The organism is Actinoplanes xinjiangensis, from assembly GCF_003148685.1.
Taxonomy (GTDB): Bacteria; Actinomycetota; Actinomycetes; order Mycobacteriales; family Micromonosporaceae; genus Actinoplanes; species Actinoplanes xinjiangensis.
The window spans coordinates 230,284-253,208 of record NZ_QGGR01000011.1 but is presented as its reverse complement, the minus strand read 5'-3'; the positions used below and the strand labels follow the sequence as shown (position 1 = coordinate 253,208).

General features: G+C 72.0%; 20 protein-coding genes. 14 read left to right on the top strand and 6 right to left on the bottom strand.

Annotated features, from left to right (window positions below; all coding sequences use genetic code 11):
- Nucleotides 1–12: 12 nt before the first annotated feature.
- Both BC793_RS25175 and BC793_RS25170 read left to right on the top strand, forming a co-directional pair.
- The gene (locus BC793_RS25175) at nt 13–489 is read left to right on the top strand and encodes a heme-degrading domain-containing protein (RefSeq protein WP_109596332.1); all 477 of its coding nucleotides are present in this window, start codon (nt 13–15) and stop codon (nt 487–489) included.
- A 60-nt stretch (nt 490–549) separates the two neighbouring features.
- Complete coding sequence (locus BC793_RS25170; RefSeq protein ID WP_109596330.1) at nt 550–1,530, top strand: NAD-dependent epimerase/dehydratase family protein; 981 nt, start codon at nt 550–552, stop codon at nt 1,528–1,530.
- Here the strand turns inward: BC793_RS25170 and BC793_RS25165 are convergent.
- Nucleotides 1,525–3,195 carry an FAD-binding dehydrogenase gene (locus BC793_RS25165; protein WP_109596459.1) on the bottom strand — a complete coding sequence of 557 codons (1,671 nt, stop codon included), beginning with the start codon at nt 3,193–3,195 and terminating at the stop codon, nt 1,525–1,527. The genes BC793_RS25170 and BC793_RS25165 overlap by 6 nt on opposite strands.
- A gap of 140 nt (nt 3,196–3,335) precedes the next feature.
- Between BC793_RS25165 and BC793_RS25160 the strand changes: the two genes are divergently transcribed.
- The 6 genes from BC793_RS25160 to BC793_RS48995 all read left to right on the top strand — a co-directional run bounded on the left by BC793_RS25160 (nt 3,336) and on the right by BC793_RS48995 (nt 9,597).
- Nucleotides 3,336–4,814, top strand: coding sequence for an IucA/IucC family siderophore biosynthesis protein (locus BC793_RS25160; RefSeq protein WP_275416257.1), 1,479 nt, complete (start codon nt 3,336–3,338; stop codon nt 4,812–4,814).
- A 25-nt stretch (nt 4,815–4,839) separates the two neighbouring features.
- On the top strand, nt 4,840–6,399 hold the full coding sequence (locus tag BC793_RS25155; RefSeq protein WP_109596328.1) for an IucA/IucC family protein: 1,560 nt from the start codon (nt 4,840–4,842) through the stop codon (nt 6,397–6,399).
- Nucleotides 6,392–7,519, top strand: coding sequence for an alanine racemase (locus BC793_RS25150; protein WP_109596326.1), 1,128 nt, complete (start codon nt 6,392–6,394; stop codon nt 7,517–7,519). The genes BC793_RS25155 and BC793_RS25150 overlap by 8 nt, the downstream gene beginning before the upstream one ends.
- Nucleotides 7,520–7,597: 78 nt before the next feature.
- On the top strand, nt 7,598–8,173 hold the full coding sequence (locus BC793_RS25145; protein ID WP_109596324.1) for a hypothetical protein: 576 nt from the start codon (nt 7,598–7,600) through the stop codon (nt 8,171–8,173).
- Nucleotides 8,174–8,488: 315 nt separating this feature from the next.
- Nucleotides 8,489–8,833: a hypothetical protein gene (locus BC793_RS25140; RefSeq protein ID WP_109596322.1), complete on the top strand. Its 345-nt coding sequence runs from the start codon at nt 8,489–8,491 to the stop codon at nt 8,831–8,833.
- A gap of 353 nt (nt 8,834–9,186) precedes the next feature.
- On the top strand, nt 9,187–9,597 hold the full coding sequence (locus BC793_RS48995; RefSeq protein WP_146246436.1) for a hypothetical protein: 411 nt from the start codon (nt 9,187–9,189) through the stop codon (nt 9,595–9,597).
- 30 nt (nt 9,598–9,627) lie between these two features.
- Here BC793_RS48995 and BC793_RS25130 read toward each other — a convergent pair whose 3' ends face one another.
- Nucleotides 9,628–10,512, bottom strand: a complete 885-nt coding sequence (locus BC793_RS25130) for an aminoglycoside phosphotransferase family protein (protein ID WP_109596319.1) — start codon at nt 10,510–10,512, stop codon at nt 9,628–9,630.
- Nucleotides 10,513–10,670: 158 nt separating this feature from the next.
- Nucleotides 10,671–11,102: a GNAT family acetyltransferase gene (locus BC793_RS25125; protein ID WP_109596317.1), complete on the bottom strand. Its 432-nt coding sequence runs from the start codon at nt 11,100–11,102 to the stop codon at nt 10,671–10,673.
- 480 nt (nt 11,103–11,582) lie between these two features.
- On the opposite strand from BC793_RS25125, the gene BC793_RS25120 reads away from it, so the two are divergent.
- Complete coding sequence (locus tag BC793_RS25120; protein WP_109596455.1) at nt 11,583–12,743, top strand: epoxide hydrolase family protein; 1,161 nt, start codon at nt 11,583–11,585, stop codon at nt 12,741–12,743.
- 219 nt (nt 12,744–12,962) lie between these two features.
- Here the strand turns inward: BC793_RS25120 and BC793_RS25115 are convergent, their stop codons facing one another.
- Nucleotides 12,963–13,751: a DUF4142 domain-containing protein gene (locus BC793_RS25115; RefSeq protein ID WP_158319354.1), complete on the bottom strand. Its 789-nt coding sequence runs from the start codon at nt 13,749–13,751 to the stop codon at nt 12,963–12,965.
- Nucleotides 13,752–13,907: 156 nt separating this feature from the next.
- Between BC793_RS25115 and BC793_RS25110 the strand changes: the two genes are divergently transcribed.
- Both BC793_RS25110 and BC793_RS25105 read left to right on the top strand, forming a co-directional pair.
- Nucleotides 13,908–15,845, top strand: coding sequence for an endo-1,4-beta-xylanase (locus BC793_RS25110; RefSeq protein WP_109596313.1), 1,938 nt, complete (start codon nt 13,908–13,910; stop codon nt 15,843–15,845).
- A gap of 63 nt (nt 15,846–15,908) precedes the next feature.
- A complete protein-coding gene (locus tag BC793_RS25105; protein WP_146246435.1) occupies nt 15,909–16,625 on the top strand; it encodes a hypothetical protein in 717 nt (238 codons plus the stop codon).
- A gap of 52 nt (nt 16,626–16,677) precedes the next feature.
- Here the strand turns inward: BC793_RS25105 and BC793_RS25100 are convergent, their stop codons facing one another.
- Nucleotides 16,678–17,826, bottom strand: a complete 1,149-nt coding sequence (locus BC793_RS25100; protein ID WP_158319353.1) for a threonine aldolase family protein — start codon at nt 17,824–17,826, stop codon at nt 16,678–16,680.
- A 138-nt stretch (nt 17,827–17,964) separates the two neighbouring features.
- Between BC793_RS25100 and BC793_RS48990 the strand changes: the two genes are divergently transcribed.
- Nucleotides 17,965–18,567 carry an RNA polymerase sigma factor gene (locus BC793_RS48990; protein WP_146246433.1) on the top strand — a complete coding sequence of 201 codons (603 nt, stop codon included), beginning with the start codon at nt 17,965–17,967 and terminating at the stop codon, nt 18,565–18,567.
- Nucleotides 18,564–19,016, top strand: coding sequence for a hypothetical protein (locus BC793_RS25095; protein WP_109596307.1), 453 nt, complete (start codon nt 18,564–18,566; stop codon nt 19,014–19,016). Before BC793_RS48990 ends, BC793_RS25095 begins: the two co-directional genes overlap by 4 nt.
- Here the strand turns inward: BC793_RS25095 and BC793_RS25090 are convergent.
- A complete protein-coding gene (locus tag BC793_RS25090; protein WP_109596305.1) occupies nt 19,006–21,630 on the bottom strand; it encodes a CHAT domain-containing protein in 2,625 nt (874 codons plus the stop codon). The two genes, BC793_RS25095 and BC793_RS25090, sit on opposite strands and share 11 nt — an antisense overlap.
- 76 nt (nt 21,631–21,706) lie before the next feature.
- Between BC793_RS25090 and BC793_RS25085 the strand changes: the two genes are divergently transcribed.
- Nucleotides 21,707–22,924, top strand: coding sequence for a S8 family peptidase (locus tag BC793_RS25085; protein ID WP_109596303.1), 1,218 nt, complete (start codon nt 21,707–21,709; stop codon nt 22,922–22,924).
- Nucleotide 22,925 lies beyond the last annotated feature (1 nt).

The window sequence follows — 22,925 nt, the reverse complement described above, 5'->3', positions numbered from 1 at the left end:
CACAATGGGCGCATGAGTGAGGACCTGCACAAGCTGATCGCCACCGTCGAAGATCAGGAACGGCGCCTGGTGTTCCCCACGTTCACCGAGGCCGACGCGTGGGCGCTGGGCTGCCTGCTGGTGAACCTGGCCACCGAACGGGCCCTACCGGTGGCCGTCGACATCCGCCGCGGCCCGCAGCAGCTGTTCCACGCCGGGCTGCCCGGCTCCAACGCCGACAACGACACCTGGATCGACCGTAAGGTCCGCGTCGTCTACCGATATGCGGCATCGTCGTACCTGGTCGGCCGCCGGCTGGCCGCCAAGGGCCGCGAACTCGACGCCTCCCAGGGCGTCGACCCGGCCCGCTACGCCGCCCACGGCGGCGCGTTCCCCGTCCGGGTCCCCGGCGCCGGGGTGATCGGGGTGGTGACCGTGTCCGGGCTGCCCCAGGCCGACGACCACGCCCTCGTCGTCGAAGCGATCGAGACGTTCCTCGCCGTCGACTGACCTCTGCTGTCGGCAGACACCGGTGGGCGTGTCGCCGCCACGGCGGGCACGCTTGCCGGCATGCGAATCCTGGTACTCGGCGGCAGCGGCTTCGTCGGCCGGTCGATCGCCGAACTGGCGGTGGCCCGCGGCGACGACGTGACCGTGTTCAACCGCGGAAACAACCACCCCGTCGACGGGGTACGGGTCCTGACCGGTGACCGGCTGGACCCGCACGGCCTGGCCGCCCTCGACGGCGGCACCTGGGACGCGATCATCGACACCTGGTCGGCCGACCCCGCCGCCGTCGGCGCCGCCGCCCGAGCCCTCACCGGCCGGGCCGGACACTACACCTACATCTCCAGCCGCTCGGTGTACGTCCTGGACGAACACGCCACCGCACCGTTCGCGGCGCGCGCCGAGGACGCGCCACTGGTCGACACCACCGAACCCGGCTACGCCGGCGACAAACTACGCGGCGAACACGCCGCGCAGGCCTTCGCCGGACCACTGCTGCTGGCCCGCGCCGGACTCATCCTCGGCCCCCACGAGAACATCGGCCGGCTGCCGTGGTGGCTGCACCGGCTGCACCGCGGCGGCCCCCCCCTCGCCCCCGGCCCGCCGGACCTGCCACTGCAATACATCGACACCCGCGACCTGGCCGCGTTCGTCCTCGACAGCGCCGCCACCGCCCGAACCGGCCCGTACGACCTGGTCAGCCCGTCCGGGCACACCACCATGGGTGAACTACTGACCGTCGCCAACCAGGTCACCGGCGGCCACGCCGACCTACGGTGGCGCGACCCCGGCACCATCCTGGCCGCCGGCGTCCAGCCATGGACCCACCTGCCGATCTGGCTACCGCCCGGCCCGCTGCACGCCGCCCTGCACCAGGGCGACGTCACCCGGGCCCTGGCCGCCGGACTGCACTGCCGGCCGGTCGCCGACACCGTCACCGACACCTGGACCTGGCTGGCCGCACTACCCGGCGGCGCACCACAACGCACCGACCGGCCCACCGTCGGCCTCGACCCCCAGGTCGAAGCGACCCTACTGCTATAGGGCACCCGCGACGTGCCGGCCCGCAGCCCGGCCGGAGAACAGACAACCACCCAGGAACGTGCCCTCCAACGCGTTGTAACCGTGCACACCCCCGCCACCGAACCCGGCGACCTCCCCGGCCGCATACAGGCCGGGGATCGGCGCCCCGTCGGCACCCAGCGCCCGCGAGTCCAGATCGGTCTGGATCCCGCCGAGCGTCTTACGGGTCAGGATCCGCAACTGCACCGCGATCAGCGGCCCCGCCGCCGGATCCAACAGCCGGTGCGGCGTCGAGGTCCGCCCGATCCGGTCCCCGAGATACCGGCGCGAATTGTGGATCCCCTGGATCTGCGCATCCTTGGACACCTTGTTGGCGATCTGCGCGTCCCGCGCCTGCACCTGCGAGCGCACCGTCGCCGCGTCCAGCAGCGGCGTGGCGGTCAACGCGTTCATCCCCGCGACCAGCTCGTCCAGACCGGCGGCCACCACGAAATCGTCGCCGTGCTCCTTGAACGCCTCCACCGGCCCCGGCGCGCCCTTACCGAACAGCCGCTGCTTGACGAACCCGCGCCGGTCCGACGCGGTGATGTCCGGGTTCTGCTCCGACCCCGACAGGGCGAACTCCTTCTCGATGATCCGCTGCGTCAACACGAACCACGAATGGTCGTGCTCGGCGATCCCCGGCGTCGTCCGCAGATACCTCAACGTGCCCAGCGTGTCGTAACTGGGAAAGAACGGCGCCGGCAACCGCCGGCCCAGCGCGTCCAGCCACAACGGCGACGGCGCCGACAGGATCCGGATCCCGTGCCCCGGCCAGATCGGGTTCCAGTTACGCACCCCCTCGGTGTAATGCCACATCCGGTCCCGGTTGACCAGCCGCACCCCGGCATCCTCGGCGATCTGCAACATCCGCCCGTCCACATACGCCGGCACCCCGGTCACCATCTCCCGCGGAGCCGTACCCAACCGCTCCGGCCAGTACTGCCGCACCAGATCGTGGTTCGCACCGATCCCACCGGTCGTCACCACCACCGCCTGCGCCCGCAACTCGAAGTCACCGGCCACCTCCCGGTTCGACGGCACCCCCCGCGCACCGTCATCCGCCGCCAGCAGCTTCCCGCGGACACCGACCGCCGTACCACCCTCGATGATCAACTCGTCGACCCGGTGCCGGTGACAGAAACGCAGCAACCCACTCTCCGACGCCGCCACCGCCGACGCCACGAACGGCGCCACCACCCCCGTACCCGTACCCCACGTGATGTGGAACCGCGGCACCGAATTACCGTGCCCGTCCGCCCGCAGATCACCCCGCTCGGCCCACCCCGCGAACGGCAACCACCGCAACCCCAGCGACGACAGCCACGACCGCTTCTCCCCCGCCGCGAACTCCACATACGCCCGCGCCCACCGCACCGCCCACGAATCCTCGTCGGCCAGCCGGTCGAAACCGGCACTGCCACTCCAGTCCGCCCACGCCAACTCGACACTGTCGGCGATCCGCGCCCGCTTCTGCTCCGGACTGCCGACGAAGAACAACCCACCGAACGACCAGAACGCCTGCCCGCCCAGATTCGCCGCATTCTCCTGATCCACCAGGGCGACCGTCTTACCCGCCCGGGTGATCTCATGCGCGGCGGCCAACCCCGCCAGCCCCGCCCCGACCACGATGACGTCGACGTCCACGGCCACTCCCCTCAGCTGAATACGAAAATTTATCGGATTCGCAGCGTAGGGGAAACACACCCACCCGACGACGATGTGACAGGCACCGCCCCACCCACTCCCCCCAGCGAACCGGACACCACGACCGCGACAATGAACACGTGCCACACCCCACCGCCGACCCCGCCGGAACCCGCACCCAGATCGCCGCGACCCACCCCGGCCTCCTCGACGGATACGACACCGCACTACCCGCCGCCCGCACCGCCATCCTCGGCCGGCTCCTCATCGCCACCGAAACCGAACCACTACCCGGCCTCACCAGCCGCCACCACCACGACGGCCACACCCACGTCCGCTTCGGCGACACCGTCCTGACCTACCCCACCAGCGCCGCCACCCCCTTCACCACCCCACCCCCCGGCCTGCACGTCACCGTCCGCGGCCACCGCACCGACGACCCCGCCCACCTCGCCGACACCCTCTGGCCCGGCACCCACCTGGCCACCGAACTCGCCAACAGCGTCGCCAACCTCGCCCTCGCCCACGCCGCCAACCCCACCCCACCCCCCTGGCCCACCCACCCCCAACCAGGCCAGATCGAACAGACCCACCTCGACGGCCACCCCCTGCACCCCTGCTGCCGCACCCGCACCGGCATGACCGTCGCCGACCAACTCGCCTACGCCCCCGAACACCACACCGTCATCACCCTGCGCCGCCTGCGCGTCCCCACCCACCGATGGCACGGCACCGGCCAACCCGTCCTCTACGCCCACCCCTGGCAGGCCACCCACCTGCTCGACCAATACCCCTGGCTCACCGACGACGGACCCACCACACCCGTCCGGCCCCTGATGTCGCTACGCACCGTCGCCCCCCTCAACGGCGGCCCCCACATCAAAACCGCCGTCGACATCCAGATGACCTCCGCCGTGCGCACCGTCTCCCCCGCCGCCGTCCACAACGGCCCCCTCCTGTCCGCCCTGCTCCACGACCTCACCCGCGACCTGCCACTCGACGTCCTCACCGAAACCCAGGCCGGCGCCGTCATCACCGACCACGGACCCGACCGCCGCCTCGCCCACCTCATCCGCCAGGCCCCACCCCCCGACGCCGTCCCCCTCGGCATCCTCGCCGACAACCCACGACGCTTCGGCGACCCCCACCAACTCATCACCGACCTCGGCACCGTCTTCTTCAAACCCCTGGCCCAACTCCTGCACCGCGGCATCGCCCTGGAAGCCCACGGCCAGAACAGCCTCGTACTCCTACGCCACGGCCGCATCACCCGCACCCTCTACCGCGACCTCGGCGGCGTCCGCGTCCACCCCGCACGCCTGCACGCCGCCGGCCACCCCATGCCACCCCTGCACGGCGACCTCCCCACCGACGACGACACCGAACTCCGCACCAAACTCGCCGCCGCCGCCCTCGCCACCGTCGCCCGCCAATTCATCGCCAACGCCGACACCGACCCCGACACCCTCTGGCAGATCACCGCCACCGCCCTCAAAGACCACCCCGCCCTGACCACCGAACCCCTCCCGGTCAAAGCCACCACCGCCATGCGACTGGCCGCCGACCCCCTCCGAGACCGCTGGACCCACCTGCCCAACCCCATGGCGGCGCACACATGAGCCACCCGCGCAAAGGACCCCGACGATGATCCGCATCGCCACCACCGGCCGCCTCGCCACGGCCGCCGCCCACACCGAAGCCGCCCTCGCCGTCCACGCCCCCCACCTCGTCGACGGCTTCCTCAACCACCTACCCACCGCCGCCGACACCGTCGGCCGCCGCCTCCGCGCCGCCCTCGTCCGCGAAAACCTCACCCCCGAAACCCCCGGCGGCCACCGCCACGCCTTCCACCGCGTCGAATACCCCGACGCCGGCGTCGCCGACCCCGTCGACCTGCTCACCGGCATCGACACCACCGGCACCTTCGCCACCGAGATCCGCAACGCCGTCCTCAACCTCGCCATCGCCCACGCCCGCGCCCGCGACAACCTCCCCACCGCCACCGACCCCGACACCACCGCCGTACGCCTCGAACGCCTCGCCGTCGCCGGCCACAACCTGCACCCCTGCGGCCGCACCCGACTCGGCTGGGACACCACCGACGTCCTCGCCCACGACCTCGAAGCCGGCCACACCCGCATCCACTTCATCGCCGTCCGCGACGACACCCACCTCGGCGACGACATCGGCGCCACCCTCGGCCTGCACCACGACCGCCCCGGCTACCGACTACAACCCGTCCACCCCTGGCAACTCGACACCGTCCACACCCGCTACGCCGACCTGTTCACCGGCGGCACCCTGCACCACAGCGACCACCACCTCGACGCCATCCCCACCGCCGCCCTGCGCACCCTGCTCCTCCCGAACGGCCACTACCTCAAACTCAGCCTCGACATCCAAATCACCTCCACCCGCCGCAGCATCAGCGTCGCCTCCACCCGCAACGGCCCCACCCTCTCCACCCTGCTCACCCACCTGCTCGACGACGACCCCGACGGCCACCGCATCCTGCTCATGACCGAACCCGCCGGCGCCGCCGTACCCGCAGGCACCGGCCGCGACCTCTCCGCCATCACCCGCACCGGCCTCACCGGACGCCTGCACCCCCACGAAACACCCATCCCCGGCGGCGCCCTGCCCCACCTCATCGGCGACCTCGTCGACCAGACCGGCACCAACCCCGCCACCTGGCTCACCGACTACACCCGCCTACTACTCCCACCCCTGCTCCGACTGCTCACCCACGGCATCGCCCTCGAAGCCCACCTACAGAACTGCATCCCCACCTTCCTCAACGGCCACCCCCACCGACTCGCCCTCCGCGACCTCGCCGGCCTACGACTACACCCCGACCGACTCACCCGAGCCGGCCACACCATCGACCTCTGGCCCGGCTCCGTCATCACCACCACCGACACCGAAACCCTGCGCGCCAAACTCGGCTACACCGCACTCCAAGCCCACCTAGGCGAACTCGTCATCCGCCTCGGCCACACCCACAATCTCGACGAACAACTCGCCTGGCGCCTCATCCGCACCGTCATCGACGACACCTACGACACCCTGCACCACAACAACACCGCCACCGACGACCACCACTGGCTCACCGCCGAAACCGTCCCCCACAAAGCCCTCGTCCGCATGCGCCTCGCCGGCACCGGCGACATCCACATCCCGGTCGGCAACCCCCTCCATGACTGACCCCATCACCACCGCACTGCGCCGCCTACCCACCCCACGCTGCGCCTACCTCTACGACACCACCGCCCTGCGCACCCGCACCGCCACCCTCCGCGCAGCCCTACCCCCCAGAACCACCCTGCTGTACGCCGTCAAAGCCAACGGACATCCCGACGTCGTCCACACCCTCGCGTCCGCATGCGACGGCCTCGAAGTCGCCTCCGGCGGCGAACTCGCCCTCGCCGTACAAGCCCGCGCCCGCCGCATCGTCTTCGGCGGCCCCGCCAAAACCGACGCCGAACTCGCCGCCGCCGTCACCGCAGGCGCCCTGCTCAACGTCGAAAGCCCCCACGAACTACGCCGCCTCGCCGCCCTCGGCGTCCACACCGACATCTGCCTGCGCATCAACCGCACCCACCCCGCACCGGCCGGCAGCCACACCATGACCGGCACACCCACCCCGTTCGGCATCGACGAGACCCAACTCCCCCAGGTCCTCGCCGACATCCCCGACGGCCTCCGCGTCATCGGCTTCCACCTGCACGCCGTCTCCAACAACCTCGACGGCCACGCCCACGCGGAATTCCTCACCGACACCATCGACTGGTCCCAGCGCACCGCCCACCACCACGACATCACCCTGCGCATCGTCAACGCCGGCGGCGGCCTCGGCATCGACTACCTCACCCAGAACTCCATCGACCTCACCCCACTGGCCGACGTCACCGTCCCCGACCACATCGAACTCATCCTCGAACCAGGCCGCTACCTCACCGCCGACGCCGGCTGGTACGCCACCGAAGTCCTCGACCTCAAAACCACCCACGGCCGCACCTTCGCCGTCCTACGCGGCGGCACCCACCACTTCCGGCTACCCGCCGCCTGGGGCTACTCCCACCCCTTCACCGTCATCCCCATCGACGACTGGCCCCACCCCTACCCCCGACTCTCCATCCACGACACCCCCATCGACGCCGTAGGGGAACTCTGCACCCCCCGCGACGTCCTCACCCGCAACCAACACGTCCCCCACCTGCGCACCGGCGACCTACTCCTCTACGCCCGCGCCGGCGCCTACGGCTGGGACATCTCCCACCACGACTTCCTACGCCACGAACCCCCCACCTTCCTCACCCTCTGAAAATCCGGGACCACTCCGGGAAACCACCCCGCCACCACCGGAGGCGCCACCACCACACCCACCACCACGATCGTCACCATGACGAAAACCGCCCTCCTGGCCGCACCCCTCGCCATGACCGCCTACGGCATCACCCGCATCATCGGCCGCCTCGACGGCCACTACGGCCCCGGCGCCGACTGGCAACTCGCCCACCTCTTCGGCCTCGCCGGCATGGCCCTGTTCGTCCCCGTCATCCTCACCCTCCGCCGGCACATCACCGCCGGCGCCAACACCATCACCGCCGTCACCCTGCTCGGCCTCGCCACCACCGTCATCCAGTTCAGCGCCGACATCGTCCTCGCCCTCGCCGCCACCGACCGCGACTCCCTGCGCCGCCTCCAACACCAGGTCACCGACATCCCCGGCGTCCAAGCCGCCATCTACGACATCGGCCCCCTGCTGTTCTTCATCGGCCTCGTCACCATGGCCGCCCTCGCCGCCCGCACCCACCACCTGCCCTGGTGGAGCCCCGCCACCATGCTCATCGGCGTCCTGCTCCCCACCATCGACCTCAATCTCATGCCCCTCACCGGCCTGCTGATCCTGGCCGCCCTCCTCCCCCTGCGCACCCCCGGCCCGAGGGCGACGACCCCCGCCGTCACACAGCCCTGACCCCGATCCGGACGCAGACGCCGACGGTGGCAGGTGCCGGTAGCGCCGCGGCCACGGGCGGCGAGAGGAGCCAGACGTCGCCCAAGGCCCGCACCCAAACGTCTCCCCGAAGCGGGTGCGCAGGACTCCTAGCGCACCCGCCACAACGGCCGGTCGCTCAACGCGATGCGGTCACCGGTGAACAGCCGCGAGACCTTGCGGCGTTCCCATCGCCGCCCGAGCCGGCCGGCTCGGGCGGCGGCCGTAGGCACTGGACGGGGCGACGCGGGTGGCGACGAGTGAAGCAGCGGCACGTCCATCGGATGACTGCTTGGCGTGCCGCAACAGCGCGATCAACACTTCCCCCGCTTCATCGCCATCGAACGCATCGTCAACGCCGACCTCCGCACCACCAGCTCCCTGACGATCATCGCCGGGTACGCACTGGTCTACAGCCTGCCGTTCCTGCTGCTACTCATCGCCACCCGCGACGACCGGGTCCGCCGCCGCCTCGGCAACCTCTACGAGCGACTCGGCGCCAAGAAGAAACAGCCCGCAGCGTGCCCATCGCGGCCGGCTACCTCATCGCAGCGGCCGGCGTACTCACCGTCGCCGTCCTTGCCTGAACCCACGACCGCTCCTGACCAGGCGCCGCCCGCCCCGGTGAGACCAGCGAGATGACGGACCTGACCTAGAAACCGCCCGGGCCGCCGAGGACGCCACCGCAAACCGGTCACGGAGGTCCGGCTGGCTCCCACCGCTGTCTCAAGGCACTTGAGACAGCGGTGGGAGCCAGCCCGACGTGGGAGCCAGCCCGACGTGGGAGCCGCCTTGGGAACGTGGCCTCGGGCGTCGCGCCGCCGCCGCCGCCGGCGCCGCCGGCGGCGGCGGCGAGCACGCCGGGGCTCTCGATCGTGAACACGCCGCCGTCCGGTATCGCGTCGCGGCCGTCGAGCGCCAGGTCGACCAGGACGTGTTCCAGCTTGCCGGGGTCGACCAGCGCCGACCCGCAGCCGCCGCCGTAGTGGTGGGTGATGAGCTACGTGTGCTCGTCCGGCGAGCGGCGCAGCCTATCCGCCACGGTCGCCGGCCCGACACGGGCGCATTGCCCCGCACGCCACCACGTCGGCGACTTCGATGGCCCTGGCGGCGAAGGCGAGCGAATGACGGGCCAGATCGACGCCGCGGCGGGCGGCACGCCGGATTTTGTGGCCGTCCCGGTTCCCCTCAGCGATCACATTCGCGGCACCGTGGCCGACACCCGGGACCCGCCCGTCTCGAACCTCACCGTGGTGCTGGTTCTCGTCCGCCGCGACGGCACTGCGGACCGGGCCGAACGCGTTACCGCCCGATCTGGACCACTGCCCCATCCGGGCCGTCCGGGCGTACCCGATCAAAAGAATGTGTGCCTGTCGGCGAAGCCGTCGTCTTTGACGGGTTTGTAGTGCGGCTTGCCGCACTACCTCTAGAGCGTCCTAGGATGAAAGTAGGTGGGCGAGCCGGGTACGGCACTCGGTCACGAACGCCGGAAACGTGTCCCAGTAGTAGGCGATCCCGCTGACCGCCACCGCGACCGCCCACGCCCGGGCCCGCAGCCACGTGGCCTCGTCGAGGCTCAGCGTGTTCCAGTAGGCCTCCCGCGCGGCCGACGGCAGATCCCACACCGTCGCGTGCTCGGCATCCGGCCGGCCCACCGACACCGCCCCGAAATCGATCACCGCCACCAGGCGGCCGTCCTCGACCAGTAGATTCGTCGGCTTCAGATCACCGTGCAGCCACACCCGCGGATGCGGCGACACCGGCTGGGCCAGGCCCGCCCGCCAGAACGACTCCACCGTATCGACGTCCAGTTCGGCACCGACCAGCCGCCGGCACGACGCCAGAGCATCCGACACCCAGCCGTCACAGGGCGCCAGGTCACCACCCCGGTACCAGCTGAGCTGCGCCCCCATCAGGTCCACCCGGTGCAGCGCCCGCACGAAGCCGGCCAGATCCGTCCCGAAGCGTCCCCAGTCCCGCACGCTGTCCACACCGGCCTCGGCACCGGGGATCCACCGCAGCACCGACCACTGCGCCGGAAACACCGCCGACGCCTCCCCCGCGAACACCGGCTCCGGCACCCGCAGCGGCAGATACGGCGTCAACCGCGGCAGCCATTCCCGCTCGGTGCACAAGGCGTCGGCCTTCTCGACGGTACGAGGAAGCCGCACCAGCAACTCCTCCCCGAGCCGGAACATGGTGTTCTCGGTCCCCGCCCCGGCCGGTCCCAACGTGAGCCCGGACCACTGCGGGCACTGCTCGGCGATCAGGCGCCGCACCAGCGGTTCCCCGACCACGATCTCGTCCTGATGCAGCGTCACTGCCCGCGATCCCTCACTCTCGTACTGTCTGCGGCGATCGACCGTGCCGTTCCCCGCGATCGATCTGTTCCCCGATCACCGGCCGTTTCTCCGGGGTCGTCGGCGAAGCCGTCGTTCTGGTCGTTCAGTGCGGCTTGCCGCACAGCCCCTAAGGCATCCTAGGATGATAGGTTGTTCGGTATCCGGGCTGGTAGCGGCTTGCTGCACAGCACGTCCGGACAGGGCAGGTAACCGAGGCGCTGCCAGAACCGCAGGCCCGCATCGTTGTCCGGGAGAACCAGCAGGTTGATCCGGGGACAGTTCAGGGCGTGCAGGCGCTTCTCGAGTTCGGCGACCAGACGGGTGGCGATCCCCCGCCTGCGGTACCCCGGGTGGACACCGAGCCGGAAGATCCATCCCCGCCGCCCGTCATAGGTCCCCAGCACCACCCCGGCGATGTCCTCCCCCGACTCCGCCACCAGGAACAGTTCCGGATCCCGCTCCAGCTTCGCCTCGAGCTCGGCGCGGGAGAGGACACCGATGCCGGACTCCCGCCACACGGCCACGACCCGGTCGTAGTCGGCCCACCGGAACTGCCGGATCCCACTCATCCGCAACCTCCTCATGATCGAGCTCAACCAATCTGATCATGAGGAGGTACCCGCTGTCGGCCCGTGACCGCCTCACGCGAACACACGCCCATGGGTACCCGGCCACACCGCTGCGGTAGACGGCGGGATCTGGTCTCGCCGGTCGGGCTGGTCGAACGCCTCTTGGCGCTGGGGAACGTCGGAATGGGAACCGGCGCTTGTGGTGAGCTTGGGATGAGGGCCCGAGAGCCGCGCTTCTTGTACGGGGGCAACGAGCGGTCACTCGAGCCAACCCAGGGGGCGGCGGCCCTGGGCACGGACGGCAGGGTCGAGCAGGTCGAGGACGGCGCTGGCTGCTCGCCCGCCGCAACATGAGCACCGGCAAGTCGGCCTACGACGTCTGTTACGGGCAGCCGCGGAAGACCCGGCTGAGGCCGCAAAACGACAGCGGCGACGACATTAGGACAGGAAGTGACCTGACCGGTTCCTAGCGTGATCCGCATGACGAACAGCCGGCCGGAACTGCGGCCCTTCCGCATCGACATCCCGCAGTCCCAGCTCGACGACCTGAAGGCCCGCCTGGCCGACACCCGCTGGCCGGAGGAGCTACCCGGGGTCGGATGGAGCCGCGGCGTTCCCCTCGGCTACCTGAAGGAGGTCGCCGACTACTGGCGCACCGGCTTCGACTGGCGGGCCCAGGAGGCGGCCCTCAACCGGTACCCACAGCACCTGACCACCATCGACGGGCAGAATCTGCACTTCCTGCACGTGCCCTCGCCCGAGCCGGACGCCACGCCGCTGGTCCTGTTGCACGGCTGGCCCGGCAGTGTGGCGGACTTCCTCGACGTCATCGGGCCGCTGTCCGATCCTCGTAGCCACGGCGGCGACCCCGCCGACGCCTTCCACCTGGTGATCCCGTCGCTTCCGGGCTTCGGCTTCTCCACCCCGCTGGACGGGCCGGGGATGAACGCGTCCCGGGTGGCCGGGATCGTCGCGGCGCTGATGGCCCGGCTGGGGTACGACCGGTACGGCGTGCACGGCTACGACTGGGGCGCCTGGATCGGTCCCCGGGTGGGCCGGCAGGACCCGGACCGGGTCGCCGGTGTCCACCTCACCGCGATGGTCACCCTCCCGATCGGAGCCGACGGGGAGTTCGACGGCCTCAGCGAGGTCGAACAGCGGCGCTGGCAGCGGATGCAGAACTCCAACGACGGCTATTTCCACTGCAACAGCAAACGCCCACAGACCGTCGGGTACGCCCTGACCGACTCCCCGGTCGGCCAGCTCGCCTGGATCGTGGAGAAGTTCAAGGAGCACACCGACCCGGAGGAGGGACTGCCGGAGGACAGCATCGACCGTGACCGCTTCCTCACTGACGTGTCGATCTACTGGCTGACCGGCACCGCCGCCTCCGCCGCCCAGATCTACTACGAGGAGATCTCCGGGAGCGCGGGCGGGCAGGACTGGACCGCCGGTTCGCGCGGGACCGTACCCACCGGCGTCCTCGTGTCCGGTCAGGACACCACGATCCGGCGGTGGGCCGAGCGTGACCACCACATCGTGCACTGGACCGAACTCGGCAAGGGCGGCCACTTCCTCGCCATGGAAACGCCCGAGCCGCTGGTCGACGACGTCCGGACGTTCTTCCGGAAGCTCCGGTGACCGGAAGTCACGCCGGTTCGGACACGCGGCGACGGTAGGCGGCCACGGCCGACTCCCCGTCGGTCCTACTGTCCGGTCGCGCTTTACCGGTGAGCCGGATGTGACCGCGGCCGGGTCGGTGATGTCGTCATCACCGACCCGGTCGTCCGGTCGCACCCGAAGAAGAGGAGGCTCGCCGCACACCCGCTAAAGCATCCTAGGAATCCAGCCTGATGGGTGTCAGTTGGTGGCTTCCGTCAGCAACGCCTGGTGGCCGGCCAGAACCGGGGCGGAGTCGGCGGCGACCCGCTTGAGGCTCGCGTCTCGGCCCTCGGCGATCTGGGCATCGGCGATCCGCTTCGCCTGCTGGTGGAGTTCCAGCTGGGTGGAGAGGTAGAGCGCGTCGAACGAACCGGCCGGCGCCGCCTGGTAGCGCTCGGCGAGTGCCTGCTGTGCGGCGTTCGGCGTGAAGCCGAGTCTGATCTTCAGTTTGCGGGCGGCTTCGGAGACCTTCGCGTTGAGCCGGATGTGGTCGACCATGAGCCGGCCCGCGATCCTCTTGACCTCGGCGTTGCCGGTCTTCGCCCAGGCGATGCGGCCGTGCGCGACGCCCGCGAGGTTGATCTCGTTGGCCGCCCGCAGGAACGCCTCATCCTGCGGCGAGGGCGCGGCCCGGACGACAGCCGTCGAATCGGCCCGAAGGGTAGCCGGCGACCCGGCACGAAGGACAGCCGGCGACTCGGCACGGAGGGGCGACCCGGCAGGAAGGGCAGCCGACGGCTCGGTCCGAACGACGGCCGGCGCACCGCCGAAAGAGTCCCGCGGACCGTCCATCGAGGTCCGGAGGCCGACGACGGCACCCCGCACCCCGCCGGCCGAGGCCCATCGGGCGGCCGAGGCTCCGGCCGTCAGCGCGCCGCCGACGGCCGTAAGGCGGGCGTCGGTTACGGAAGCGGCCTGGGCCGCGGCGCCGGGAATCGTCACGAGAGCGGCCGCGCCGACGGCGACCATGGTTCGTCGAAACAGCATGACCCGCAGCCTAGCTATGACAAATGCTCGCATTCCGGTTTTGCGCCCTGGGAGAACCACCGCCCGGACACGGCCCGGCAACACCGTTGTAATGGGAGCGCTCCCATGTAACGATGTCGCTCAATCCCCTCCCCTCTCCCCCGAAGGAGCCCGCGAATGCGCGCTCTCCCCCGGCTGGCGCTGGCTCTGCTGACCGCGACGGCGACCGTCGCCGTCGTCGGCGCGACCGCCGGCGCCGCCGCAGATCCCCCTCCCGTCACCGTGCTGACCAGCGACTTCGAGGACGGGACCAGCCAGGGCTGGGCCGGACGGTCCGCCGAGACGGTCGCGCACAGCACCGCCGTCGCGCACAGCGGCACCGGCAGCCTGCTGGTCAGCGGCCGCACCGCCTCCTGGCAGGGCCCGTCCCTGGACGTGCTCGGCACGTTCGAGAAGGGCACCGCCTACACGATCTCGGTGTGGGTACGGCTGGCGTCCGGCTCGGACGACGCCCGGTTGAGTGTGGAGCGCCGGACCGGCGAGGTCGCCTCCTACGACCAGGTCGTCGGCAACACCGCGGTGACCGGCGGCGCCTGGGTCAACCTGACCGGCCGTTACACCCTGGCCACCGACGTGGAGTTCCTGCGCCTCTACGTGGAGACCGCGTCGACGACAGGTGACCTGTACATCGACGACGTGACCGCCGGCTATGTGCCCGCGCTGCCGGTGCAGACCGACATCCCGTCGGTCAAGGACGTCGTCACCGAGTTCCCGGTGGGCGCCGCGATCACCGGCGCGGAGATCGTCACCGGGCACGGTGAGCTGCTCACGAAGCACTTCGACTCGGTGACCCCCGGCAACGCGCTGAAGTGGGACGCCACCGAGCCGGCCGAGAACACCTTCACGTACGCCCAGGCCGATCCGTTGATGGCGTTCGCGAAGGCGAACGGTCTCGCCGTGCGCGGGCACACCCTGGTGTGGCACAACCAGACGCCGGCGTGGGTGTTCACCGGTGCCGACGGTGAGCCGATGACGGCGACCGCCGAGGACAAGGCGCTGCTGCTGGCGCGCCTGGAGAACCACATCCGTAACGTGGCCGCCCACTACGGCACCGACATCGGCGTGTGGGACGTGGTCAACGAGGTGATCGACGAGAGCCAGCCGGACGGTCTGCGGCGCAGCCAGTGGTACACCGTGGCCGGCCTCGACTACCTCCGTACCGCGTTCCGGGTGGCCCGTGAGGTGGCGCCGCACGCGAAGCTGTACATCAACGACTACAACACGAACGTGCCGGCCAAGCGGGACTTCCTGTTCGCCCTGGTGCAGCGGTTGAAGGCGGAGGGTGTGCCGATCGACGGCGTCGGGCACCAGGTGCACATCAACATCGGCTGGCCGACCGTCGCCGAGACCCAGGCGATGATCGACAGGTTCGTCCCGCTCGGCATCGACCAGCAGGTCACCGAGATGGACGTCAGCATCTACACCGGCGACGGCGAGAGCTTCCCGGCGCCGCCGACGGACCGGCTGCTCAAGCAGGCGTACGTCTACCGCGACATGTTCGCCCTGTTCCGCCGGTACCCGGGCGAGATCACCTCGGTCACGCTGTGGGGACTGGCCGACGACAACACCTGGCTCGACACGTTCCCGGTGACCCGCAAGGACGCGCCGCTGCTGTTCGACACCAGGTTGCAGGCGAAGCCGGCGTACTGGGGTGTGGTCGACCCGTCGAGGATCGAGACCGGTACCAGCCCCGGTGCCAGCGCGAGCCCGGACACCAGCACGAACCCGGGCACCGGCTCCTGCGCCGTCACCTACCGGGTCACCGGCAGCTGGCCGGGCGGCTTCCAGGCGGACGTGAAGGTCACCAACACCGGTGCCACCGCGCTGGCGTCGTGGCGACTGGCCTGGCAGTTCACCGGCGGCCAGCAGATCGGTCAGCTGTGGGGCGGCCTCCACACGCAGTCGGGCCCGGCGGTGACGGTCGGCAACGCCGCCTGGAACGGCGGTATCGCCGCCGGCGGGTCCGCGTCGTTCGGGTTCCTGGGCAGCTGGACCGGCGGCAATCCGGTCCCGGCCGCCTTCAGCCTCGGCGGCACCGCCTGCACCGTCCTCTGACCCGCATCCCGGGGGCCGCCCCTGGTGGCCCCCGGGATGCGCGGATAGGGCACGATGAGTGAGGTGCACTACGTAACCGCGACAGCGATCGATATGACCGGGAACTGGCCCGTTCGGGTCGAGGTGCACCTTGCGGAGGTCGACGGGACGGCAGCGGTCATTCTCGGCAACGCGCCCCTGATCGACATCGGGGACATCCGCTCCTCCCGGTTGCCCACCCCGCTCGACCTGTGCTGCGACGTGGTCGGCCGCGACGACGACCACACCGTCCTCATCCGGCTCGGGCACGGCGCGACCGACCGGCAGGGACGCGACACGTTCCGGGTCGCGGCGGAGGCCGTCCGCCCGGAGACACCCGGCGAGATCTTCGAGCGGCTGCTGCTGAGCCACCACGTCGACCCGGACACTCTCACCGACGTGGAGTCGGCGTGGCTGGCGTTCACCGAGTTCTGCCAGACCGGGTTCGACGGCCTCGAGGACGACGGTTTCGTGGTCCAGTGGGGTCGCTACTCGTGGACCGACCGGACCGCGACGCTGAGTTTCACCCGTCAGTACACTCTCGCCGACCGGATCCCGTGGCAGGTCAGCCTGGACATGCGTTTCGCCGGCTTCCACACCCTCGCCACCGGCGACAGCGGTTTCGATTTCACCCCACCGGGGCCGGCGCGGGCGGCCGCGCTGGCGGCCGTGCGGGCCACGGTCACCGAGAATCCGCATCTGTACGACCTGTGGCGTGCCGTCCCCCGGCGCAGCGCCCTGACCGTCGAGCGCGCCGACTGACCGGGGTGGTCCCGCGGTCAGTGCCCGCCGGTACGGGGATGGCGGGAGGCGGTCACTCCCAGGTGCGGCTGTACGCCTGAGCGGCCACGGTCACCGGGTACGCCGGCCCGATCCGGTCCCACCAGCGGGTCCGGCCGGGGGCGACCCGATGGGGCGTGAGCCGGGCCGCCAGGGTGAGCAGGCACTCCGCCGCCCGGACCGCCCGCTGCCGGGACGTCCGCGCGTCGAACACCGCCCGCACCTCGGCACCGCGGCAGGTCAGGACCCGGACACCGGCCTCGGCGGCCCGGGCGGCGAACCCGGCGGCCGGGCACTGGAGGCGGCTGACGTCGACGTGCACGATGTTCGTGTCCGGCGCGGTGACGCCGAAGTACGGCGACTCGGCCAGCACCGCGGCGAACGCGGCGGCGTTGGCGTGGTCCTCGGCGAGCCGGGCGCTGTTGTGGCGCAGCGCCCACAGCGCCGCGGCGGCGGCCGGACCGGACTGGCGCGGGGCACCGCCGTACCACTGCCGGCAGCGACGGGCCGCGCTGATGAACTCGGTGGTGCCGAGCAGCACCGATCCCATGGGCGCGCCGAGTCCCTTGGTGAAGCACAGCGCCATGGCGTCGTTGGTGGCCCCCCACGCCGCGGGGCCGATACCGGTGGCCGCGACCGCGTGCATGATGCGCGACCCGTCGAGGTAGACGGCGATGCCGCGGCGGGTGCTCCAGCGTTTGAGGTCGGTGAGCAGGGGCAGCGGGTGGATCCGCCCGCCGCGGCTGGTCAGCGTGTTCTCGGTCCACAGCAGGCCGGTGGTCGCGTGGTCCGGTACCCACCGGGCGCGGTGGTCGATCGCCTGGGCGGCGGTCTCCGGGCGCAGGAGGCCGTCCGGGGTGACGACCGCGTTGATCGCCACGCCGGCCAGGTCGGCGGCCGCGGGCGCCTGGACGAGGTTGAGGTGATGGCCCGCCTCGCACAGCACCTCGCGGCCCCGGCCGGCGAGGACCCGCAGCGCGACCTGGTTGCTCATCGTCGCGGACGGCATGAACAGTGCCGCGTCCTTGCCGAACATCGCCGCGCAGTGCTCCTCGAGGGCCCGGGTCGCGGCACTCTCGCCGTACCGGTCGTCGCCGTGGTCGGCGGTCGTCATGGCGTGGGCCATCGCCGGGGTGGGCGGGCTCATGGTGTCGCTGCGCAGGTCTGTCGGCTCCAGAGACATGTCGGTTCCCCGTTCATCGACTCGGGTGGCGCGTCCTCTTGTCAGATGGCCGAGGGCGGCGGTTGATACCCCGCATGCCGGTAGGGACTTTTCCGTGTAATCCGGTATCAAGGGGCAGGCGCCGTGATCCTCAGGGGTGTGAACGAGAGTTTCGAGGTGACCGCGCTGGTGGCGGCGGCCGCGGACGGTGACGAGGTGGCCTGGCAGCGGCTGGTGGACCGGTATACGCCGCTGGTGGCCTCGGTGGCCCATGGGTTCCGGCTGCACGGCACCGACGTCGACGACGTCGCCCAGACCGTCTGGCTCCGGCTGGTCGAGAACCTGCGCCAGCTGCGGGAGCCGCGGGCACTGCCGATGTGGATCATCACGACCACCCGCAACGAATGTCTGCGCCAGGTCAGGGCCAGTCTGCGGACGCGGCCGTTCGATCCGCTCACCGAGGGACCGGTGGCCGGTACCACGGTGGAAGAACCGGACGAGCACCTGATCCGGGCGGCCCGGCATCAGGCGCTGCTGGCGGGGCTCGCCGAGCTGCCGGAGCATCAGCGTGCGCTGCTGCTCCTGCTGATCGAGGATCCGCCGGTGCCGTACGCGGAAATCTGCCGGCGGCTGCACATCAAGATCGGCAGCATCGGCCCGACGCGGGCACGGGCCCTGGAACGCCTGCGCGCATGCCCGCAGATCAGCGGACTGTCCGGAACCGGCAGCCGGTCGCAGCGAGAAGGGAGCAGCGGGTCATGACGGCAGAGTCCTGGGATGACGACGCGATGCTGCACGAACTGGCGGCCGCGGTACGCGACGCCGGCCATCTGACCGGGCGGGTACGCACGGCGGGCACCGCCGCCTGGACCTGGCGCGGCATCGACGAGGAGTGGGAGCTGGCGAGTCTCACGTACGACTCGCTGATCGACGCGGGACCGGCGGTGCGCGCCGCGGACGCCGGGCGGACCGTGCTGTTCACCGGTGACACCGCCGAGGTGCAGGTGGAACGCGACGGCGAGCTGCTGGTCGGGCAGGTGATCCCACCCGCGCCGGGACGGTTGACGGCGGAGGGCGCCCAGGGTCACCGCACCGAGTCGGAGGTCGACGAGGTGGGCTGTTTCAGTGTCGCGCTGCCGGCGGGCGAACCGGTCCGGCTGCGGGTGAACGCCGGGGCGGCCCGGCTGGTGACCGACTGGATCAGGATGTGAGCGGCGCCAGCCCGGCGCCCAGGCAGACGAAGCCGGCCGCCGCGGCTAGCGCCGCCGGACCGGAGTCACGGGTCCGCTGCTGCGCGGTGGCCAGCGCCTCGGCCGGGGACCGGCCCGCCGCCAGCCCGGCGTGGTAGGCGTCCATCAGGGTGGCCGTCTCGCCGTCGGGCACCGGGATCACCGGCGCCGTCAACGTCGGGGTGCCCTGGCCGAGCAGAGTGGTGGAGAGCCCGAGGACCTCCTGGCCGGCCACCGGCTGCCCGCGGCCGGCGTCGCAGGCGGCCAGCACCACGTGCAGCGGCGGACGTTCCAGCAGTTCCAGGTCGTAGACGGTGAACGGCCCGTCGGCCAGCCGCAGCGCCGAGAAGAGCGGGTTGTCGGCCCGCAGGTCACCGTGGGCGGCCACGTGCACCAGGCGGGCGCCGGCCATCGACGCGGCCACCCGGTCCGCGGTGGCCGCGCCGCCGAGCAGCCGCACCGCGCCCGGATAGCGGCGGGCCACCGACTCGGCCTCCCGGACGGCGTTGGGCAGTCCCGGCCCGGCCACGACGACGACCGGTCCCGGCGGGCCGGGGCGGCGGCGGACCGCGTCCAGCCACAGGCGTGCCGACGGTGTGACCGTGACCGGGCGGCCGGCGCAGGACGGCAGGATCGACCAGGGCAGGGAGCCCAGCCGTTCACTCGGGGCCAGCACCAGGGGCCGGTCCCCCAGCCGTAACGGGCGCAGCAGCACCCGGTCGAACGTGTCGGCGGCCCGGGTCAGCACGGCGCGGGCGGCGGCCACGCCGGCCGGGGTGGTGATCGTGCCGGCCAGCCGGTGCAGCGCGAACGGCAGATGGCGCAGGCAGCCGGTCACGTCGGTGAGCGGTCCCAGCCGGTGCAGGCGGGTCCGGCCGGCCGCGATCGTCACCGCGTACAGGTCGTCGTCCAGTTCGACGTATTCGACCAGGGCCGCGTCACCCAGTGCCGCCGTCAGCTCACCGATCGCGGCCGGGCCCGGGCGGTTCCCGCAGCCGTCGGTCCGCCGGCAGTGGTCGCGGATCGCGCGTTCCGTGCCGACCTGCCGATGAACCAGCGCCGGGGTGGGGCCCGTGGTCTCCATCGCGGTCATCGTGGCCCGCAGGTCGGTGAGCAGGGCGGCCAGTACCGGGTCGCGGGGCGGGCGTACCGGGCGCGGGACCGCGGTGATGCCCCGCCGCCGTTCGGCCCAGCGGTACACCTCGCGGGGGCTGCCGTTCTCCAGCGTGATCCGCACGCCGAGGCAGGCCAGCGCGCCGCGGTGGGCGGACATGTGCGCGCGCAGTTCGGTGGCGCCGAGCAGGGCCTGCTGGTCCTCCACCAGGCGCAGACCGGCCGCGACCGCCCGCAGTGCACCGTAGCGGTGACCGTCGGCGCGCCGCAGCATCGCCTCGGCCAGCCAGGCGCGGGCGCGGGCCTCCGCCGGGCCGGTCGTCCGGGCCCGGCCGGCCGGTATCAGGTCGGCGCGTGCCTCGCCGCACCGTCCGCGGTCCAAGGCCAGCCGGCCGGCCATCACCCGGGCCTCCAGTGCCGGTACCAGCCAGCCCGCGCGGGCCAAATCTTCGGCTGAGCGGCGGGCCTGGGCCGGTGTCACACTGCCGGGATCACGCACGATCCGGACCTGCAGCCGGGCGTGCCGGGCGAGGGCCAGCAGTTCCCGGCGCGCGGCGCGGTGGAACTCGCGGGCCGCCTGCCGGGCCGCCTCCTCCGCGACCGGGAGATCCCCCTCGACCAGTGCCACCGTGGACAGCAACAGCCGCGCCTCGGGCAGGTTGATCCGCTTCTGCTCGGCGTACGCGTCGACGGCCGCCTGCGCGGTGGCGCGGGCCTCGCCGACCAGGCGTACCGACAGCAGCAGGCGCGCCCGGTCCATCAGCAGCGAGCCGACCCGCAGGCCGTGGCGGCGGTAGTGCTCCTCGGCGCGGTCGAAACAGGCCAGGGCGGCCGGCACCTCGCCGCGGCTGGCGCGCAGGCAGCCCAGGTTCTGCTCGGCGTACGCCCGGGGCAGGTCCAGTCCGTGCCGGGTGCACAGGTCGACGGCGGTGAGCAGGTCCGTCTCGGCGGCGGCGAAGGCACGCCGTTCCAGGTGCAGCAGGCTGCGGTTGTTCAGCGCCCGGACCTCCCACTGCACGTCACCGGCGCGGCGCAGGACCCGTAGCGCGGGGCGGACCGCGGCCAGCGCCTCGTCGACGCGTCCCAGCTCCTGCAGGATCGCGGACTGCTGCACCCGGGCCCGGGCGGCCGGCACCCCGTGCAGCTCCCGCAGGGCGGTGCCGATCTGCCGGAACGCCGAGCCGGTGGCGCCGCTGAGCGCGAGTGCCGAGGCGAGACTGGTCCGGGCCTCACCGGCCAGGGCGGTCGCCCCGGCACGGCGGGCGATCGCGACGGACGCCCGCAGCCGGGTCACCGCCTCGTCGAGGTCACGCAGCTGCATCGCGGCCACGCCGAGGGCCCGCTGGGCGACGCACCGGGCGATCGGGTCGCCGCCGGCGCGGGCGGCCTGATCGGCGGCGTGGGCCAGGTGACGGGCACGGGCGGGTTCGACAGCGGCCAGCCGCAGTGCCTCGGCGGCGTCGGCCGCCACGGCGATCTCCATCCCCACGGTCCTCCCGGTGGTGTGCTCTCTCGGCAGCGCGCTGTATTCGTACAAAATTATGTTTAATCTGGATTTTATGACGTCTGTTGCCGAACCGACCCAGCTGGTGGTCGCGCTGCCACACCTCGGGCTGCTGCTGACCGCGCTGGACGAGGCCCGGGAACGGGCCGCGAGCGATCCGGGACGGCTCTACGCCACCCCGCAGACCAGTGACGTGCTGGACCTGGCCCTGGTCACGCTGCCGGAGCCGGAACGCGCGGCCACCGCGCTGGGCGCCCCGGACCAGAACCGGCCGGCGCTCGACCGCATCCTGGCGGCCGTCCGCGCCGGTTTCGGCGAGCGATACCACGGGTGGACACCGCTGCTCGGCAAGAACCGCATCATGGGTCAGGTGCACGGCCGCAAGAAGCCCGGCGTCTCCGGGGCCGCTCCGGCCGGTGAGGTCTCGCACGGCGGTGGCGGCGCGCCCCGGGCCGTCGCGCGGCCGGCCTGGGCGGGCGATCCCGGTGCGGCGCCGAACGGGGTCACCGTCGGCCTGGTCGACACCGCGATGTGCAACCACGAGTACCTCACCGGCGCCTGGACCGGCCCCTACCCGGGCGCCGGTGACGGCGGGCCGGTGCCGGCCGAGACCGGTCACGCCACCTTCATCGCCGGGCTGGTGCGCCGGTACGCTCCCGGGGCCGGCCTCCGGGTGTATCCGGCGCTGGACGGCACCGCCGACGGGTGGACCGCCGCCCATCAGATCGTCGCCGCCGGCCGGGCCGGGGTGGACGTGCTGAACCTGTCGTTCGTCTGCTACACCGACGACGGAGCCGGGCCCCTGCTGCTGGCCACCGCCCTCCAGCGGCTCAGCCGGGACACGGTGGTGGTGGCCGCCGCCGGCAACCACGGTTACCTGACCGACGGCCGCGCCCGCAAACCGGCGTTCCCGGCGGCCTTCGCCGAGGTCGTCGCGGTCGGCGCGGAGGGTGCCCCGTTCAGCGCCCAGGGCCCGTGGATCACCGCCACGGCGCCGGGCACCGATCTGGAGAGCACCTACCTGACCGGGCCGGTCTCGGTCTGGGAGGACCCGGACGGCGACGGGCCCGCACCGGCCACCCGGCACGAGAAGATCTTCCAGGGGTACGCCCGGTGGAGCGGGACGTCGTTCGCGGCCGCCGTGGTCAGCGCGATGATCGCCGAACGGACCGTGCCCGGCCGCATCAGCGCCGCCGAGGTGGCCGCACGCCTGCTCGCGCCCGCTGCGGAGGGCAAGCCGGTGCCGCTCGACCCCCGCACCCCGGCACGCTGAC